Source organism: Microbacterium sp. GXF7504, from assembly GCF_054798235.1.
In genome coordinates this window covers 43,530-59,341 of the sequence record NZ_JBSJZI010000001.1, presented here as the reverse complement: position 1 = coordinate 59,341, position 15,812 = coordinate 43,530, and the positions used below count along the sequence as shown (strand labels likewise).

General features: G+C 69.9%; 17 protein-coding genes. 10 read left to right on the top strand and 7 right to left on the bottom strand.

Going from position 1 to position 15,812, the window contains the following annotated elements:
* Window positions 1-138: 138 nt before the first annotated feature.
* A complete protein-coding gene (locus ACWAUO_RS00295) occupies window positions 139-1,203 on the top strand; it encodes a helix-turn-helix transcriptional regulator (protein ID WP_460772111.1) in 1,065 nt (354 codons plus the stop codon).
* A 55-nt stretch (window positions 1,204-1,258) separates the two neighbouring features.
* Here ACWAUO_RS00295 and ACWAUO_RS00290 read toward each other — a convergent pair whose 3' ends face one another.
* The gene (locus ACWAUO_RS00290) at window positions 1,259-1,462 is read right to left on the bottom strand and encodes a cold-shock protein (RefSeq protein WP_460773266.1); all 204 of its coding nucleotides are present in this window, start codon (window positions 1,460-1,462) and stop codon (window positions 1,259-1,261) included.
* A gap of 603 nt (window positions 1,463-2,065) precedes the next feature.
* On the opposite strand from ACWAUO_RS00290, the gene ACWAUO_RS00285 reads away from it, so the two are divergent.
* From ACWAUO_RS00285 to ACWAUO_RS00275, 3 genes are all read left to right on the top strand, one after another.
* Window positions 2,066-2,854 carry a methyltransferase domain-containing protein gene (locus ACWAUO_RS00285; RefSeq protein WP_460772110.1) on the top strand — a complete coding sequence of 263 codons (789 nt, stop codon included), beginning with the start codon at window positions 2,066-2,068 and terminating at the stop codon, window positions 2,852-2,854.
* A 294-nt stretch (window positions 2,855-3,148) separates the two neighbouring features.
* Entirely contained in the window at window positions 3,149-3,943 is a 795-nt protein-coding gene (locus ACWAUO_RS00280; protein WP_460772108.1) for an endonuclease domain-containing protein, read from the top strand.
* Window positions 3,944-4,161: 218 nt separating this feature from the next.
* Window positions 4,162-4,677, top strand: a complete 516-nt coding sequence (locus ACWAUO_RS00275) for a YbaK/EbsC family protein (RefSeq protein ID WP_460772107.1) — start codon at window positions 4,162-4,164, stop codon at window positions 4,675-4,677.
* A 6-nt stretch (window positions 4,678-4,683) separates the two neighbouring features.
* On the opposite strand, the gene ACWAUO_RS00270 is transcribed toward ACWAUO_RS00275, so the two are convergent.
* Together ACWAUO_RS00270 and ACWAUO_RS00265 are read right to left on the bottom strand one after the other, a co-directional pair.
* Window positions 4,684-5,049: a gamma-glutamylcyclotransferase family protein gene (locus ACWAUO_RS00270; RefSeq protein WP_460772105.1), complete on the bottom strand. Its 366-nt coding sequence runs from the start codon at window positions 5,047-5,049 to the stop codon at window positions 4,684-4,686.
* A gap of 19 nt (window positions 5,050-5,068) precedes the next feature.
* Window positions 5,069-6,343 carry a DUF445 domain-containing protein gene (locus ACWAUO_RS00265; RefSeq protein WP_460772104.1) on the bottom strand — a complete coding sequence of 425 codons (1,275 nt, stop codon included), beginning with the start codon at window positions 6,341-6,343 and terminating at the stop codon, window positions 5,069-5,071.
* 39 nt (window positions 6,344-6,382) lie between these two features.
* On the opposite strand from ACWAUO_RS00265, the gene ACWAUO_RS00260 reads away from it, so the two are divergent.
* Complete coding sequence (locus ACWAUO_RS00260; RefSeq protein ID WP_460772102.1) at window positions 6,383-6,655, top strand: metal-sensitive transcriptional regulator; 273 nt, start codon at window positions 6,383-6,385, stop codon at window positions 6,653-6,655.
* Between the two features lie 20 nt (window positions 6,656-6,675).
* Here ACWAUO_RS00260 and ACWAUO_RS00255 read toward each other — a convergent pair whose 3' ends face one another.
* Genes ACWAUO_RS00255 through ACWAUO_RS00240 form a run of 4 tightly spaced genes read right to left on the bottom strand, consistent with a single transcriptional unit; the run spans window position 6,676 to window position 10,864 of the window.
* Window positions 6,676-7,680 (bottom strand): aldo/keto reductase, encoded by a 1,005-nt coding sequence (locus ACWAUO_RS00255; protein ID WP_460772101.1) that lies wholly within the window; start codon window positions 7,678-7,680, stop codon window positions 6,676-6,678.
* Complete coding sequence (locus tag ACWAUO_RS00250) at window positions 7,677-8,849, bottom strand: acyl-CoA dehydrogenase family protein (protein ID WP_460772099.1); 1,173 nt, start codon at window positions 8,847-8,849, stop codon at window positions 7,677-7,679. Before ACWAUO_RS00250 ends, ACWAUO_RS00255 begins: the two co-directional genes overlap by 4 nt.
* The gene (locus tag ACWAUO_RS00245; protein ID WP_460772098.1) at window positions 8,846-9,601 is read right to left on the bottom strand and encodes an alpha/beta fold hydrolase; all 756 of its coding nucleotides are present in this window, start codon (window positions 9,599-9,601) and stop codon (window positions 8,846-8,848) included. The genes ACWAUO_RS00250 and ACWAUO_RS00245 overlap by 4 nt, the downstream gene beginning before the upstream one ends.
* A 57-nt stretch (window positions 9,602-9,658) precedes the next feature.
* Window positions 9,659-10,864 carry an MFS transporter gene (locus ACWAUO_RS00240; RefSeq protein WP_460772097.1) on the bottom strand — a complete coding sequence of 402 codons (1,206 nt, stop codon included), beginning with the start codon at window positions 10,862-10,864 and terminating at the stop codon, window positions 9,659-9,661.
* Window positions 10,865-11,243: 379 nt separating this feature from the next.
* Here ACWAUO_RS00240 and nrdH point away from each other — a divergent pair, with 379 nt between their 5' ends.
* The 5 genes from nrdH to ACWAUO_RS00215 all read left to right on the top strand — a co-directional run bounded on the left by nrdH (window position 11,244) and on the right by ACWAUO_RS00215 (window position 15,803).
* Window positions 11,244-11,477 (top strand): glutaredoxin-like protein NrdH, encoded by a 234-nt coding sequence (gene nrdH / locus ACWAUO_RS00235; RefSeq protein ID WP_460772095.1) that lies wholly within the window; start codon window positions 11,244-11,246, stop codon window positions 11,475-11,477.
* Between the two features lie 5 nt (window positions 11,478-11,482).
* Entirely contained in the window at window positions 11,483-11,947 is a 465-nt protein-coding gene (gene nrdI / locus ACWAUO_RS00230; protein ID WP_460772093.1) for a class Ib ribonucleoside-diphosphate reductase assembly flavoprotein NrdI, read from the top strand.
* Window positions 11,929-14,085 (top strand): class 1b ribonucleoside-diphosphate reductase subunit alpha, encoded by a 2,157-nt coding sequence (gene nrdE / locus ACWAUO_RS00225; protein WP_460772092.1) that lies wholly within the window; start codon window positions 11,929-11,931, stop codon window positions 14,083-14,085. The genes nrdI and nrdE overlap by 19 nt, the downstream gene beginning before the upstream one ends.
* 30 nt (window positions 14,086-14,115) lie before the next feature.
* A complete protein-coding gene (nrdF, locus tag ACWAUO_RS00220; RefSeq protein ID WP_460772091.1) occupies window positions 14,116-15,090 on the top strand; it encodes a class 1b ribonucleoside-diphosphate reductase subunit beta in 975 nt (324 codons plus the stop codon).
* Between the two features lie 152 nt (window positions 15,091-15,242).
* Window positions 15,243-15,803 carry a MarR family winged helix-turn-helix transcriptional regulator gene (locus ACWAUO_RS00215; RefSeq protein ID WP_460772089.1) on the top strand — a complete coding sequence of 187 codons (561 nt, stop codon included), beginning with the start codon at window positions 15,243-15,245 and terminating at the stop codon, window positions 15,801-15,803.
* Window positions 15,804-15,812 lie beyond the last annotated feature (9 nt).

Genomic DNA, 15,812 nt, shown 5'->3' with positions numbered 1-15,812 from the left:
TGACCACACCACCGTCGTGCGTGGCGGGAAGCGCCACCATCCCGCAGCGCTGGTGGATCATCGCCCCACGGGCCCGGTGCCCGACCTCCCCAACAATCTGGGGGTGACACGCGCGGGATGCGGGGCCACAATCGCAGCATGCGGGAGTATCGGGCCGAGAGTGCACGCGCCGGGTTGGAGTCGCTGACCGGCGCCGGGCTCGCGCTCGACGAGTACATGGACGAGGCGCTGGTCCTCATCCGTCGTGCCGTCCCCGCGGACGCGGCCTGCTTCGCGACGGTCGACCCCTCGACCGTCATGCTCAGCGCCTCGCACCGCCACGACCTGGAGAACTCGGGCGGCGCGGACTTCTTCTTCTACGAGTACGCCGTGGGGGAGGACGTCGCACTCTTCGCCGACCTCGCCCGGCGCACGTTCGGCGTCGGGATCCTGCGGGACGAGACCGGCGGCGATCCGGCGCGGAGCACCCGCTACAGCAACCTCGTGCGTCCGGTCATCGGCGCCGAGCACGAACTGCGCGGCGTCGCGCGCCGGGGCGGCACCACGTGGGGTGCGTTCGCGCTCTACCGGACCGCCGGGAGCCCGCCGTTCAACGCCGCCGAGGCGGAGTTCATGCACCGGCTCGAGCGGACGCTCGCCGACGGCCTCCGCGCCGGCATGGCGACCTCGACGGCGGAGACGGCACGGAACGACCAGGGGCCGGCGATCCTCGTCTTCGACCGCGACGGGCGGCTGCAGTTCGCCACGGACACGGCCAGAGCCCGGGTCGCGGGGTTCGACGGCGACCTCGACGCCGATCTCGCCACCCCGGTCGCGGCGGTCCTCTCGCGGCTCCGGCACGGCGAGGAGTGCGCGCCACGGCTGCGGGCGCAGCACCGCGACGGCGAGTGGTACGTGTTCCAGGCGGCCCGGTTCCGCGACGCCGACGGACGGGTGTCGCAGTACGCCGTCACGATCGAGCCGGCAGCCCCGCCCGACATCGTGCCGCTGCTGATGATGGCCTACGGACTCACCGAGCGGGAGACGCGCATCGTGCAGGCCATGATGCGCGGCGAGGCCACCCACGCCATCGCGCAGGCGCTGCACCTGTCGCCGTACACGGTGCAGGACCACTTCAAGTCGATCTTCGCGAAGTTCGGCGTCTCGTCACGGCGGGAAGTGGCATCCCGCCTCACGGCGACCGTCTACGCGGGCGCCGACTGAGCCCGGACACGCGGAACGCCCCCGACCACGAGGGCCGAGGGCGTTCCGGGAAGCGTCAGAGAGCGCGGATGTTCGCGGCCTGCATGCCCTTGGGGCCACGCTCGGCGTCGAACTCCACCTTCTGCTCCTCGCGGAGCTCCTTGAAGCCGTTACCAGCGATCGCGCTGTAGTGCGCGAACAGGTCGGCGGAGCCGTCGTCGGGAGCGATGAAGCCGTAGCCCTTCTCGGAGTTGAACCATTTCACGGTGCCAGTGGCCATCGTGTCTTTCCTTCGGTGTTTCGGGCCGCGGGAGCGGCCGGGTGATCCGACGCGCAGGCTGCGCGACGGACGTGTGGTCAGACCGCGGGGGCGGTCGGGATCATGGGCGGGCGCGGGACGGTCGGCGACCGCATCCTGCGCCTCGGACAGCGTGGCGAACACGCCGAGGTCGGCGCCGGTGGCGCTCTGCGCGGCGTACCCGCGGAGGGTGCCGTGGACGAAACCCGCGTACTCGCCGGCGCGGGTGGCGACGAAGACGTCGTCGTCCGCCTGGCGCCAGTCGACGGGGCGCGCACAGGTGTGCGCGGGGTGATGAGAAGACAAGACTACTTTCGATGGACCGTGGTGGTCCGGGTGCTGACGGTCCGCGAACGATGTGACGGTTCGGGACGGGGCCGATCGATCTGCTCCGACATTGGAGGATCGGTGGCCTGATGACGAAGGGACTCGGTTCGAGTCGAAGGGCCAGCCTAGCACGCTCCGGCCGGAACGCCGCATCCGGGCGTCGTCGTCATATGACGACAGGGGCTTCCAGAGGCCCCGCCGAGGCCCCGATCGTCATATTCGGCGGGAGGGCGGGGGCGGATGCTTACAGTCTTCGACATGGCCGACAGCTACACCCACGGACACCACGCGAGCGTGCTGCGCACGCACAGCTGGCGCACCGTCGAGAACTCCGCCGCGTACCTGCTCCCCGAGCTGGTGCCGGGGTGTTCGGTGCTCGACGTGGGTGCGGGTCCCGGCACCATCACCGCCGACATCGCGCGGCTCGTCGCGCCGGCCCCCGTCATCGGCATCGACGCGTCGGAGGACGCCATCGCCGCCGCGAACGCCGCGGCGGAGCACATCGGGAACCTCGAGTTCCGCACCGGCGACGCGTACGCACTCGACTTCGCCGACGGCTCGTTCGACGTCGTGCACGCGCACCAGGTGCTGCAGCATCTCGCGCGGCCGATCGACGCGCTGCGGGAGTTCCGCCGTGTCTCCGCAGGGGTCGTCGCCGCCCGCGACGTCGACTACGAAGGGGCGATCTGGTACCCGCAGGTGCCCGGACTCGACGAGTGGCGCGACGTGTACCTGCGGGTGCACCGTGCCGTCGCCGGCGTCCCGAGCGCGGGACGGCAGCTGAAGTCGTGGGCGCTGCAGGCCGGGTTCACCGAAGTGACCGCATCCGCCTCGGTGTGGCTGTTCGAGACGCCCGAGGACCGCGAGTGGTGGGGCGGGGCGTGGGCCGAGCGCGCGGTCGCGTCGTCGTTCGCGACGCACGCGCTCGAGCTCGGCTTCGCCGACCGCGCCGCGCTGGAGCGGATCTCCGACGGCTGGCGCGAGTGGGCCGCCGCCGACGACGGCTGGCTGCTCATGCCGCACGCCGAGATCCTCGCCCGCGGCTGACCCCGCATCCGGCGTCCCGCGTTCAGAACTCAGGACATTCTCCGGCGCCCACCGCGGTCTCGCGGCTGTGGCGGGGGCGAGGCCGAAATGTCCTGAGTTCTGAACCGGTGCGGCGTCTCCTCCCCAGCGCCACCGGGGGACGCGGTGATACACCGTTCGCGGCGACCGTTCCCCTCAAACCGTGGGCGGCGGCACGGTCGAAGGATGCTGTGGCCGACGCTTCCCCGGGACGTACCACCCGCGTACATTCGGCGCCGGGCGGGGCGTGGGCACCCTGTGCCCGAGCGCTGGCGCGTGTTCACGCGCCACGACCTGCTCGGTGCGGGACTTGCACCCAGGGAGATCACCGTCGAGGTCCGTGCCGGCCGGATCGTCCGCGCCCGCAACGGCGAGTACCTGCATCCGGATGCGGATCAAGACTGCGTCGACGCATGCCGGGCGGGAGGAAGGTTGGCGTGCGTCTCGGAACTCGCGCGGTGGGGCGTCTTCGTGCTCGACCGTTCCACGCTGCATCTGCGGTGTGACCGCGGCGACGGCCGCTTCCGCGAGCTCCCACGGAGTGTGCGTCGTCACCGTTCGCGGCAGGGGCGGAAGGACTCCCGCGATGCTTCGGTCGACATCCGCCAGGCGTTCATCGACGCGGTCCGGTGCCAGGGTCCGCGTGCGGCGGTCGCGACACTCGATTCCGGTCTGCACGAGCGGCTGATCGACGAGATCGACCTCGATGCGATCTTCGCCGCGCTCCCGCGGCGATACGGTGTGCTGCGTCGGCTGCTGGATCCGCGGGCGGATTCAGGTCCCGAGTCGCTCGTGCGGCTGTTGCTCCGGACGCTCGGGTGCAGCTTCGACGTGCAGGTGCGCATCGACGGGGTGGGCGTCGTCGACTTCCTGGTCGAGGGGTGGCTCATCATCGAGTGCGACAGCGAGGCGTTCCACGGCACATGGGAGCACCGCAGGCGCGACCTCCGGCGGGACCAGCACGCGGCGGCGCTCGGCCTGGTCACCTATCGTCCTATCGCAGAGGACATCCTCTGGCACCACGACGATGTGCTCGCCGCGATCCGCGGACTGTTGCGACACCGCCGCTGAACGGTCCTTCCGGCGCGCACCGCGTCCCACGTTCAGAACTCAGGACATTCCGGGGGAGTGACGCCGCCGGCCGCGGGGTTCCGGTTCGGCGGAGCATCCGTCCTGAGTTTTGCGCAGCGCACGGGCGCACCGAGCTCGGCGGCCGGGCGCACCCGTGGCGGCGCGCGCAGGGCGCCTGCGCGCGCAGGGCGCAACGCGCAGCGCGGCGGCGGATCGCTATGCTGGCGGCCGTGAACGACGCAGCGCAGACCGTGACCGCCCCCGCGCACCTCCCGGCCAAGAGCAGACTCGTGCACGACGCGATCCGTGCCGTCGGGATCACCGGCGACATCGTCGTGCTCCCGGATGCCGCGCACACCGCCGTCGCCGCGGCCGAGGCCGTGGGCGTCGAGGTGGGAGCGATCGCGAACAGCCTCGTGTTCGAATGCGACGGCGCACCGCTGCTGGTCATGACGAGCGGCGCGCACCGCGTCGACACCGCGGCCCTCGCCCAGCGACTCGGCCGCGGCAAGATCACCCGGGCGTCGGCGGACCTCGTGCGCGAGGCCACCGGGCAGGTCATCGGCGGCGTCGCGCCCACCGGGCACCCGGCTCCGCTGGAGACGATCGTCGATGAGGCGCTCGCCGCCCACCCGCAGCTGTGGGCCGCGGGCGGCACGCCGCAGACCGTGTTCCCGCTCACGTTCGACCAGCTCGTCGCCCTCACCGGCGGCACCGTGATGAAGGTCGACTGAGGCCGCTCAGTCCGCGACGCCGTGCGGCGTCTCGTGCACGTACACCCACGCACGGGCACCGCTCGCGAGGGTCGCCGCAGCCCGCCGGTAGCCGGGGGAGGCGTACTCGTCGGCGGCCTCGAGTTCGGCGAGGGTGACCTGCAGCACCTCGCCGACGATCTTGTCGCGCGGGTCGCCGGTGCGAAGTGCGACCGGATGCTGCCGCGACGTGCTCAGCGCCGCCACCTGCGGCAGCGCGAACTCGGCGTAGCCCAGGCGGTAGCCGGGGAGCACATCGGGCTCGGAGACCACGCGGCGCCCGAACGTGTCGGCCTGCAGGTCGGGTCGCAGCAGCATCGCGTACACGAAGAGCAGCTCGGTCGCCTCGGTCATGGCGACACCGTACCCCCGGTTAGCGCCCCAGCAGCAGATGCGCGACGGTGAAGATCGCGAGTCCGGCGAGCGACCCGACGACGGTGCCGTTCAGGCGGATGTACTGCAGGTCGCGGCCCACCATGAGCTCGATCTTCTGCGAGGTCTCCTCGGGGTCCCATCGCTCGACCGTGTCGGTGATGACCGACGCGATGTCGTGCCGGTACCGGTCGACGAGGAACACCGCCGCATCCGTCACCCACTCGTCCATGCGGCGCCGCAGCGTGTCGTCGGTGCCGAGCCGCTCGCCCACCTGCTGCAGCGCCTCGACGGCGCGCACCCGGAGCGGGCTCGTCGGGTCCTCGAGCGTGCGGACGAGCCCGTTCTTCGCGGTGTCCCACGCCTCCCCGGCGAGCTCCCGCACCCGGGGCGAGTCGAACACGTTCGCCTTCGCGTCCTCGAACCGCCCGATCGTCGCCGGGTCGTGCTGCAGGTTGTCGGCGAGCTTGGCGAGGTACCGGTCGACCGCGTGCCGGGCGGGATGCTGCGGGTCGGCGCGGACGGCGTCGACGAACTTCACGGCCTCGTGGTACGCGGCTTCGTCGATGAGCCCGCTCACCATCGACGGCACCCACGAGGGGAGACGCCCGGAGACGAGCCCGCTGAACGATGCACGGTTCGCGGCGAGCCAGCCGGCGATGCTGTCGGCGGCGAGGTCGACGGCCTGGTGGTGGGCGCCCGTTCCGACGAGCCGCTCCAGCCAGCCGCCGAGCGGCGGTCCCCACTCGGGGACGATGAGGTGCTCGCGGGCGAGGTCGGCGAGGAGCTCCCGCACCTCGTCGTCGCTGAGCGCCCGCAGCACGCCGGCGGCCATCGCCGCGCCCTCGGTCGCGACGCGGTCGGCGTGGACGGGCTCGCGCAGCCACTCGCCGAGCCTGGCCGCGATCGGCGTGCTCGCGAGCTTCGTGCGCACCACCTCGGCGGAGAGGAAGTTCGTCTCCACGAACTCCCCGAGGGTGCGCCCGATCTCGTCCTTCCGCTGCGGGATGATCGCGGTGTGGGGGATGGGCAGTCCCATCGGCCGGCGGAAGAGCGCGGTGACCGCGAACCAGTCCGCCAGGGCGCCGACCATGCCGCCCTCGGCGGCGGCACGCACGTACGCCAGCCACGGGTAGCGGTCCTGCAGGGCGAACGCGACGAGGAACACCACGGCGAGCAGCACCAGGGCGCCCAGCGCGATCGACTTCATCACGCGAAGTCCGCGCAGCCGCTCCCGGTCCGCGGCGGAGAGCAGAGCCGGCGGGATGCGGGACATGCGGCCATCCTCGCATGTCCCGGGGCGTACGCTGAACCGGTGATCGACGACATCAAGAAGCGTTCACTGCACCGGGCGCGGATCCTCGAGGGGCAGCTGCGCGGCTTGACCAAGATGATCGAGTCCGAGGACTACTGCATGGACATCATCACGCAGTCCCGCGCGATCCAGCGGTCCCTCGAATCCCTCAACCGGCTGCTGCTGGAGAACCACCTGCGCACGCACGTCACGCACATGTTCGAGCACGGCGGCGACGACCGCGAACAGGCCGTCGCCGAACTCCTGAAGGCGTTCGACTTCGACGGCAAGTAGCCCCGGGCGGCACGTGAGTCTCAGGCAGCGGCCTCGCCGCGCTGGCTCGTCCATCCCCGGTCGAAGCTGCGGTCGCCGCTGATGCGCGCGGCGACCGGCTCCAGCCGCGCCATCGTCTCCGCATCCAGCCGGACGCCCACGCCGGGCAGCCACTCGTCGACGTGCGCGGCGAACCGCGACCCGGGGATCGGGGCGATACGGATGCCGAGGGCCTCGGCTCGCGTGTACAGCCATGCCAGCGCGAGCTGGGCGCCGGTGAGTCCCGCGTCGGCGGCGACCGCGAGGTACTCGTCGCGCAGTGCCGCGTTCGCGGCGAGGTTCTCGGGGCGGAAGCGGGGGAACTTCGGCCGTCCGTCGCCCTCGCCGATCTGTTCCGGTGCGAACGCGTCGGTGAGCCAGGCGCGGCTGAGGGGCGAGTAGGGCACGAAGCCGATGCCGAGCTCCGCAGCGGTCGGCACGACGGATGCCTCCACGTCGCGGCTCACGACGGACCACTCGGTCTGCACCGCGGCGATGGGGTGCACGGCGTTCGCGCGGCGGATCTCGTCGGCCGTCGCCTCGGACAGCCCGAGGTGGCGCACCTTGCCCGCGTGCACGAGTTCGGCCATGGCGCCGACGGTCTCCTCGATCGGCACGTCGGGGTCGACCCGGTGCTGGTAGTAGAGGTCGACGTGGTCGGTGCCGAGCCGGCCGAGGCTGAGGTCGATCTGCTCGCGCACGTACTCGGGGCGGCCGCAGACGGTGCGCGCGCCGATCGGGCCGCCGGCGATCCCGAACTTCGTGGCGAGCACGATGTCGTCGCGGCGGCTCCCGACGAAGCGGGAGATGATCCGTTCGCTGCGGCCGGCGCCGTAGATGTTCGCGGTGTCGACGAAGGTGACACCGGCGTCGACGGCGTGCGTCAGGGTGGCGAGGGCGGTGTCGTCGTCGACGGAGCCGTACACGTCGGACAGGCTCATGCCGCCGTAGCCGAGGGCGCTGACGCGGAGGTCGTCGCCGAGGGCGACGGTGGGGAGTGCGGTCACTGCTGGGTCCTCGCAGGGTCGATCGGGCCGAGCCACGCGGTCGCCGCGGTGGCGTGCGCGGACTCGGGGTCGGAGGGGTGGAACACGCCGGCGAGCACGTCGCGGTAGAGGCGCCCGAGCTCGGCGCCGGCGAAGTAGGACGAGCCGCCGGCGACGAGCACCGCCTGGTCGACGACGTGCTTCGCCGTGGTCACGGCGCGGTGCTTCACACCGGACAGGAGCGAGAACCAGCGCGGACCGTGGTCGACGAGCGCGTCGACGTCGGCGGCGAGCGACGCCAGCTGCGGACCGAGCGCGTCGAAGGCGATCGCCATGTCGGCGATCCGCCACCGGATGTCGGGGTCCTGGCTGTACGGCTGCCCGGTCTTCTTCGACCGCCGCCGGTGCGCGGTCTCGACCGCGAGGTCGAGTGCGCGGCGGGCGATGCCGGTGTAGACGGATGCGAGCAGCAGCTCGAACACGCTGAAGATGCCGAACACGATCGGGTCGGGGTTCGGTCCCGGTGCGACGCGGCGCACGACGCGGTCCGCCGGGGCGACCGCACCGTCGAGCCTCGTGGTGCGGGACTGGGTCGCCCGCATCCCGACCGTGTCCCAGTCGTCGAGGGTGGTGACCGCATCCGTCCGCGGGATGAACGCGTAGACGAGTGCGGGCCCGTCGGGGGAGGACGTGTCGAGGCCGTGGAGGCCGAGCTGCGTCCACGCCGGGGCGAGGGAGGTGAAGATCTTCGTGCCGGTGAAGGCGTACCCGCCGTCCTCCAGCGGCCGCGCCTCCGTGTCGCTGCCGAACAGCACGAGGTCGTTGCCCGCCTCGCTGATCCCGAACGCGAACAGTTCGCCGGCCGCGGCGCCGGTCTGCACGAAGGCGAGGTCGTCGATGCCGCGGTCCCGGAGCACCTTCGCCACGCCCGTCCACACCAGGTGCATGTTCACCGCGAGCGCCGTGGCGGGCGCGGCGCCCGCGAGCCGCTGCTGCAGCAGCGAGACCTCGGCGAGGGAGAGCCCGGCGCCGCCCCGGTCGGCCGGGACGAGCACCGACAGGTACCCGGCCTCACGGAGTTCGGCGAGGTCCTCCTCGGGGAACCGGTTCTCGGCGTCGTAGCCGGCGGCGCGGCTCCGGATGCGCTCGAGCAGGTCGTCCGGCAGGTGCGCCGCCGGGTCGAAGCTCATCGGAGGGCCTCGCGGAAGACGCGGATCGTCTCGTCGGGGAGGTCGCGGTGCGGCGAGTGCCCGGCACCGGCGACGACGGACTCGGTGATCGTCGGGTTGGCCGCACGCACGTCGGCGTCGATCTTGCCCGCGTAGATGCTGTAGACGGCCGGGTCGGAGGCGATGACGTGGGTCGGCACGGCCAGCCGACCGACCGCCTCCACCACGTTCCACTCCGGGTTCTGGATGCTGGTCTGCTCGACCGCCCACTGCGAGGCCTGCTGGGCGGACAGCGCCTTCAGCTCCACGTCCTGCGGGTGCCAGGTCGGGTGCGCGCGGCGCACCGCCTCGACCGACGTGTCGGCGAACGACTCCTCCTGGCTGCGGCGCACCACCTCCCGGTCGTGGTCGAGCAGGTGGAGGGCCGGGTCGACGAGCACGAGCCGCGTCGTCCAGGCCGGGTCGTCCGCCGCGGCGAGGGTGGATGCGGCGCCGCCCAGCGAGTGGCCGACGACGAGGTCCCAGGGGCCGGATGCGGCGCGCACCGCCGCGACGTCGGCGGCGTACGCGGCGATGGAGTAGTCGAGGGTCCGCGGCGCGGTGCCGTGACCGCGGAGGTCGACGGCGACGGCGTACCATCCGTCCTCCGCGAGCGCGGTGGCGTACCGCCACATCAGGGCGCCGGTGGAGCCGAGGCCGTGGATGAGGAGGGCGTGACGCCCGGCGTCGGGGGAGCCCCAGCTCGTGGTGGGGAGGGTGACCGTCGTGACCATGGCCCATAGCCTAGGAGCGCCGCGGCCCCGGGTGGCCGGGTCGCGTCACAGACGGCCTCACGTGATGATCGGCGTCGGCTCCGTGTCGGGGATGGGGCTCGGGTCGCGGTGCCGCAGGTCGGGGAAGCCGCGGAGGAACACGACGGCGACGAGCACGCCCACCACGGCGAAGCCGGCGGCCGCGATGTACGCGCCCGTCGGGCCGACGCCGTCGATGAGGAACCCGGCGATCGCCGACCCCATCGCGGACCCGATGAGCTGCCCGGTGCCGACCCAGCCGTAGGCCTCGGCGGTGTCGGAGAACTTCACGCTCGCAGAGGTCATCGCGAACAGCACCGCGAGCGCCGGTGCGACGCCGATGCCGGCGATGAGCAGGGTGCCGCCGATCCACCAGACGTTGAGCGAGACGATCGTGAGGCTGAGGCCGACGGCGACGATCAGCATCCGGCGGGCCATCGCACCGCGTCCCATGGGGATGCCGCCGAACGCGAGGCCGCCGGCCAGACTGCCGACCGAGAAGACGGCCAGCACGATGCCTGCCTCGAGCCCGGACTCGCCGAAGGTCGCGACGACCCCCGCCTCGACCGCGGCGCAGGCGCCCACGACGAGGAAGCCGACGACCGTCGCGAGGATGACCGGCGGCCGGGTGAGGACCTTGCCGAACCGCCGCTTGCTGCGGGGGATGCGGACGCGGCCCACCTCGGGGGAGAGGATGAACCAGGCGCCGCCGCCGATGAGGATCGCCACGACGAGGAGGAGGCCCTCCCAGGTGCCGACCTGTGTCGCGACGAACGTGATGGCCACCGGCGCGATGATCCAGATGATCTCCTGCAGCGACGCGTCGAGCGAGTACAGGGGCGTGAGCTGCCGGGAGTTGACGAGCTTCGGGTAGATGGTGCGGACCGCGGACTGCACCGGCGGCATCGACAGCCCCGCCAGGGCGCCGAGCACGAGGTACGCGGGCAGCGTCAGGGGGACGAGCGCGATCGCCAGGAGTGCGAGCGCGCACACCGCGGTCGTGAGGGTGAGCACCTGCCGCATGCCCCAGCGGCCCATCCAGCGGCTCGTGATGGGCCCGGCGACGGCCTGCCCGATCGAGTATGCGGCGAGCACGAGGCCCGCGGCGCCGTAGGAGCCGGTCAGGTGCTCGATGTGGAGCAGGAGCGCGAGGCTCGTCATCCCGCTCGGGAAGCGCGCCGTCAACTGTGCGGCGATGATCCGACCCACACCGGGTGTCCGAAGGAGATCGCCGTAAGCCGCCACGGACATCAATCGTAGGCTCCGCTTCCTGAGCACCAGAAGGGTGTCCCGCCGGCCCCGGCGGGACACGCCGACGACACGCCGGGACGAAGATCCGGGACGGGAAGACCGCGCGCTGCGCCGGACCTGTGGGAAGTCGGTCCCGCCGACGCCGGAATGGCCCCTCGTCCAGCCGTTTTCCAGGCTTCGGGAATGTCGGAGGTCTGTGGATGAATCGGTGGACAACCTGTGTTGTACATGGGGAGGACGGTGGAAAAATCACACGGATGTAACTACTACCCCTTGTGGTGCTTCCGAGTGTCCATCCCCATATGTAGTATTGAGATCCCGGCGGCGAGAGCGGCCGGAACAGACGAAACGAGAGAGGGGAGCGGGCCCGAACATGGCGATCACCGTTTACACCAAGCCTTCCTGCGTCCAGTGCACGGCGACGTACCGCGCGCTGGATTCCAAGGGCATCGAGTACGAGATCCACGACCTCTCCGAGGACCCGGCAGCCCTCGAGCAGGTCAAGTCGCTCGGCTACCTGCAGGCCCCCGTCGTCATCACCGACGAGGACCACTGGTCCGGCTTCCGTCCGGACAAGATCGACGAGCTCGCCGCCCGTCTGGCCTGACCGCCATGACGACCGCGACGGCCTCGGGCACCGCGGTCGGGGAGAACGGGACCGCGGCTCCGCTGCTGGTCTACTTCTCCAGCGTGTCCGGCAACACGGCGCGCTTCATCGAGAAGCTCGGGATGCGCAGCATCCGCATCCCGCTGCACGCCACTGACGCCCCACTCCGCGTCGACGAACCGTTCGTCCTGGTCACCCCCACCTACGGGGGTGGCCAGGGACGCGGCGAGGAGAAGGGTGCGGTACCCAAGCAGGTCATCCGGTTCCTCAACGATGAGCGAAACCGGCGTTGGATCCGCGGGGTCATCTCCGCGGGCAACACGAACTTCGGCACCGCGTACTGCGTCGCCGGGGACATCATCAGCCGCAAGTGTCACGTGCCGCACTTGGATCGGATCGAACTGTTCGGCACGCCCGAGGACGTCGAACGCATCGGCGTCGGATTGGAACGATGGTGGAGGCAGCACTGACCGATACGGCGTTCAAGACGGACGCCCGCTTCGATGGGCTCGACTATCACGCGCTGAACGCGATGCTGAACCTGTACGACGAGCAGGGACACATCCAGTTCGACGCAGACAAGCGTGCCGCGCGGGAGTACTTCCTGCAGCACGTCAACCAGAACACCGTCTTCTTCCACTCCCTCAAGGAGAAGCTCGACTACCTGGTCGAGAAGGAGTACTACGAGGGCGCCGTCATCGAGCAGTACCCGTTCGAGTTCGTCGAGCGGCTGCACCAGCGCGCGTACGACAAGAAGTTCCGGTTCGCGACCTTCCTCGGTGCGTTCAAGTACTACACGAGCTACACGCTGAAGACCTTCGACGGCAAGCGGTACCTGGAGCGGTTCGAGGACCGCGTCGTCATGACCGCGCTCGCGCTCGCCGACGGCGACCAGGGCCTGGCCGAGAAGCTCGTCGACGAGATCATCACCGGCCGCTTCCAGCCGGCGACCCCGACGTTCCTCAACGCCGGCAAGGCGCAGCGCGGCGAGCTCGTCTCCTGCTTCCTACTGCGCATCGAGGACAACATGGAGTCGATCGCCCGCGGCATCAACTCCGCGCTGCAGCTCTCCAAGCGCGGCGGCGGCGTCGCCCTCCTCCTCTCGAACATCCGCGAGGCGGGCGCCCCGATCAAGCAGATCGAGAACCAGTCGTCGGGCATCATCCCGGTCATGAAGCTCCTGGAAGACAGCTTCAGCTACGCCAACCAGCTCGGTGCGCGTCAGGGCGCCGGCGCGGTGTACCTGTCGGCCCACCACCCCGACATCATGCGGTTCCTCGACACCAAGCGTGAGAACGCCGACGAGAAGATCCGCATCAAGACGCTCTCGCTCGGCGTCGTCGTGCCCGACATCACGTTCGAGCTCGCGAAGAACGACGAGGACATGTACCTGTTCTCGCCCTACGACGTGGAGCGCGTCTACGGCGTGCCCTTCGGTGACATCTCGGTCACCGAGAAGTACCGCGAGATGGTCGACGACCCGCGCATCAAGAAGACGAAGATCAACGCGCGACAGTTCTTCCAGACGCTCGCCGAGATCCAGTTCGAATCGGGCTACCCGTACATCATGTTCGAGGACACGGTGAACCGGGCCAACCCGATCAAGGGCCGGATCAACATGTCGAACCTCTGCAGCGAGATCCTGCAGGTGAACACGCCGACCACCCTCAACGAGGACCTCTCCTACAAGGAGATCGGCAAGGACATCTCCTGCAACCTCGGCTCGCTCAACATCGCGCTCGCGATGGACGGCGGCGACCTCGCGCAGACCGTGGAGACCAGCATCCGTGCCCTCACCGCGGTGAGCGACCAGAGCCACATCCGCTCGGTCCGCTCGGTGGAGGACGGCAACGACCGCTCGCACGCGATCGGCCTCGGCCAGATGAACCTGCACGGGTTCCTCGCCCGCGAGCACATCCACTACGGGTCCGAAGAGGGCCTGGACTTCACGAACATCTACTTCTACACGGTGCTGTTCCACGCCCTGCGCGCGTCGAACCGGATCGCGATCGAGCGCGGGCAGACCTTCGAGGGCTTCCGCGAGTCGAAGTACGCCACCGGCGAGTTCTTCGACAAGTACATCGACCAGGAGTGGGTGCCCCAGACCGAGCGGGTGAAGGAGCTCTTCGCCGGCCACCACATCCCCACGCAGGACGACTGGCGCGAGCTGAAGGCCTCCATCCAGGAGCACGGCATCTACAACCAGAACCTGCAGGCGGTGCCCCCGACCGGCTCGATCTCGTACATCAACAACTCGACGTCGTCGATCCACCCGATCGCGTCGAAGATCGAGATCCGCAAGGAAGGCAAGCTCGGCCGCGTCTACTACCCGGCGCCGTTCATGACGAACGAGAACCTGGAGTACTACCAGGACGCGTACGAGATCGGCTACGAGAAGGTCATCGACACGTACGCCGCCGCCACCCAGCACGTCGACCAGGGTCTGTCGCTCACGCTGTTCTTCAAGGACACCGCCACCACGCGCGACATCAACAAGGCCCAGATCTACGCCTGGAAGAAGGGCATCAAGACGATCTACTACATCCGCCTGCGTCAGATGGCGCTCGAAGGCACCGAGGTCGAGGGCTGCGTCAGCTGCACGCTGTGACGCCGACCGCCCCACGTTGAGGAAGAAACCATGACCGAGAAGCTCAAGCTCCTGGACCGCGTCCAGGCCATCAACTGGAACCGCATCGAGGACGAGAAGGACCTCGAGGTGTGGAACCGGCTGACCGGGAACTTCTGGCTGCCCGAGAAGGTGCCGCTGTCGAACGACGTCCAGTCGTGGAACACGCTCACCCCCGACGAGCAGCAGCTCACGATGCGCGTGTTCACCGGCCTCACCCTGCTGGACACCATCCAGGGCACCGTCGGCGCCGTCTCGCTCATCCCGGATGCGGTGACCCCGCACGAGGAGGCCGTCTACACGAACATCGCGTTCATGGAGTCGGTGCACGCGAAGAGCTACTCGTCGATCTTCTCGACGCTGTGCTCGACCGCCGAGATCGACGATGCGTTCCGCTGGTCGGTGGAGAACGAGAACCTTCAGAAGAAGGCGCAGATCGTCATGGACTACTACCGTGGCGACTCGCCCCTCAAGCGCAAGGTCGCCTCGACCCTGCTGGAGTCGTTCCTGTTCTACTCGGGCTTCTACCTGCCGATGTACTGGTCCAGCAAGGCGAAGCTGACCAACACCGCCGACATCATCCGCCTCATCATCCGCGACGAGGCCGTGCACGGCTACTACATCGGCTACAAGTTCCAGAAGGGCCTCGAGAAGGTCTCCGAGGCGGAGCAGCAGGACATCAAGGACTACACGTTCTCGCTGATGTACGAGCTCTACGACAACGAGGTGCAGTACACGCAGGACCTGTACGACGCCGTCGGCCTCACCGAGGACGTCAAGAAGTTCCTGCACTACAACGCGAACAAGGCGCTCATGAACCTCGGCTACGAGGCCATGTTCCCCGCCTCGGTCACGAACGTGAACCCGGCGATCCTGTCGGCGCTCTCGCCCAACGCGGACGAGAACCACGACTTCTTCTCGGGCTCCGGCTCGTCCTACGTCATCGGCAAGGCGGTCGCCACCGAGGACGAGGACTGGGACTTCTGAGACCAGCAGTTCACTTCAAACGACTCGCGCCGACCGGCGCCGCGGACGATCCTCGCGGCTGACCGGCGGCGCGAGTCGCCGTTCGTGCTGACGGATCCGTCGGCCGATGCGGCATTGTGCGGTGGGGCGCCTCGCTCGCGTAGCGTCGTCTCATGGACGATCAGCAACCCGCTCCGCCTGTCAGTGCCGAGACCGATGACTTCGGGAGGGCGACGGAGCAGGCGCTGAGGTCGCTCGGTGCCGGCCACGACGAGTCCTCGATGTTCCTCGGCATCCAGGTCGTGCGCGCGGGGAACGCGTTCACGCAGGTATCGGAGAAGAAGGTGCACCGGCCGCGCGGATTGCGGTGGGCGGGGTTCACGATCATGTTCCTGCTCATGGTCTACCGCCGCCTGGAGACCCGCACGGTCGCGCGTCTCACGGGCGTCACGCGCCAAGCGGCATCCCTCGTCCTCGCGACCCTCGAACGGGATGGGTATGTCCTGCGCGATGCGCCGACTGAGGAGGATCGGCGGATCGTGCCGATCTCGCTGTCGGATGCGGGGGAGCGTGTCGCGAAGGAAGTGCTGCAGGAGCAGCTCGCGCTGGCCGACGACTGGTTCTCCGTCCTGTCGTCCGAGGAGCGACGAGAACTCAGCCGCCTGCTGTCGAAGCTCATGGCGCAGCGGGGGCTTCCCGAATCGCAGCGCGAGGACAGCACGACGGTCACATGACGTGCCGCC

Coding starts and splice junctions, on each gene's coding strand:
- ACWAUO_RS00295 (WP_460772111.1), top strand. CDS start 139: ATGCGGGAGTATCGGGCCGAGAGTGCACGCGCCGGGTTGGAGTCGCTG.
- ACWAUO_RS00290 (WP_460773266.1), bottom strand. CDS start 1,462: ATGGCCACTGGCACCGTGAAATGGTTCAACTCCGAGAAGGGCTACGGC.
- ACWAUO_RS00285 (WP_460772110.1), top strand. CDS start 2,066: ATGGCCGACAGCTACACCCACGGACACCACGCGAGCGTGCTGCGCACG.
- ACWAUO_RS00275 (WP_460772107.1), top strand. CDS start 4,162: ATGCTGGCGGCCGTGAACGACGCAGCGCAGACCGTGACCGCCCCCGCG.
- ACWAUO_RS00270 (WP_460772105.1), bottom strand. CDS start 5,049: ATGACCGAGGCGACCGAGCTGCTCTTCGTGTACGCGATGCTGCTGCGA.
- ACWAUO_RS00265 (WP_460772104.1), bottom strand. CDS start 6,343: ATGTCCCGCATCCCGCCGGCTCTGCTCTCCGCCGCGGACCGGGAGCGG.
- ACWAUO_RS00250 (WP_460772099.1), bottom strand. CDS start 8,849: ATGAGCTTCGACCCGGCGGCGCACCTGCCGGACGACCTGCTCGAGCGC.
- ACWAUO_RS00245 (WP_460772098.1), bottom strand. CDS start 9,601: ATGGTCACGACGGTCACCCTCCCCACCACGAGCTGGGGCTCCCCCGAC.
- nrdH (WP_460772095.1), top strand. CDS start 11,244: ATGGCGATCACCGTTTACACCAAGCCTTCCTGCGTCCAGTGCACGGCG.
- nrdI (WP_460772093.1), top strand. CDS start 11,483: ATGACGACCGCGACGGCCTCGGGCACCGCGGTCGGGGAGAACGGGACC.
- nrdE (WP_460772092.1), top strand. CDS start 11,929: ATGGTGGAGGCAGCACTGACCGATACGGCGTTCAAGACGGACGCCCGC.
- nrdF (WP_460772091.1), top strand. CDS start 14,116: ATGACCGAGAAGCTCAAGCTCCTGGACCGCGTCCAGGCCATCAACTGG.
- ACWAUO_RS00215 (WP_460772089.1), top strand. CDS start 15,243: ATGGACGATCAGCAACCCGCTCCGCCTGTCAGTGCCGAGACCGATGAC.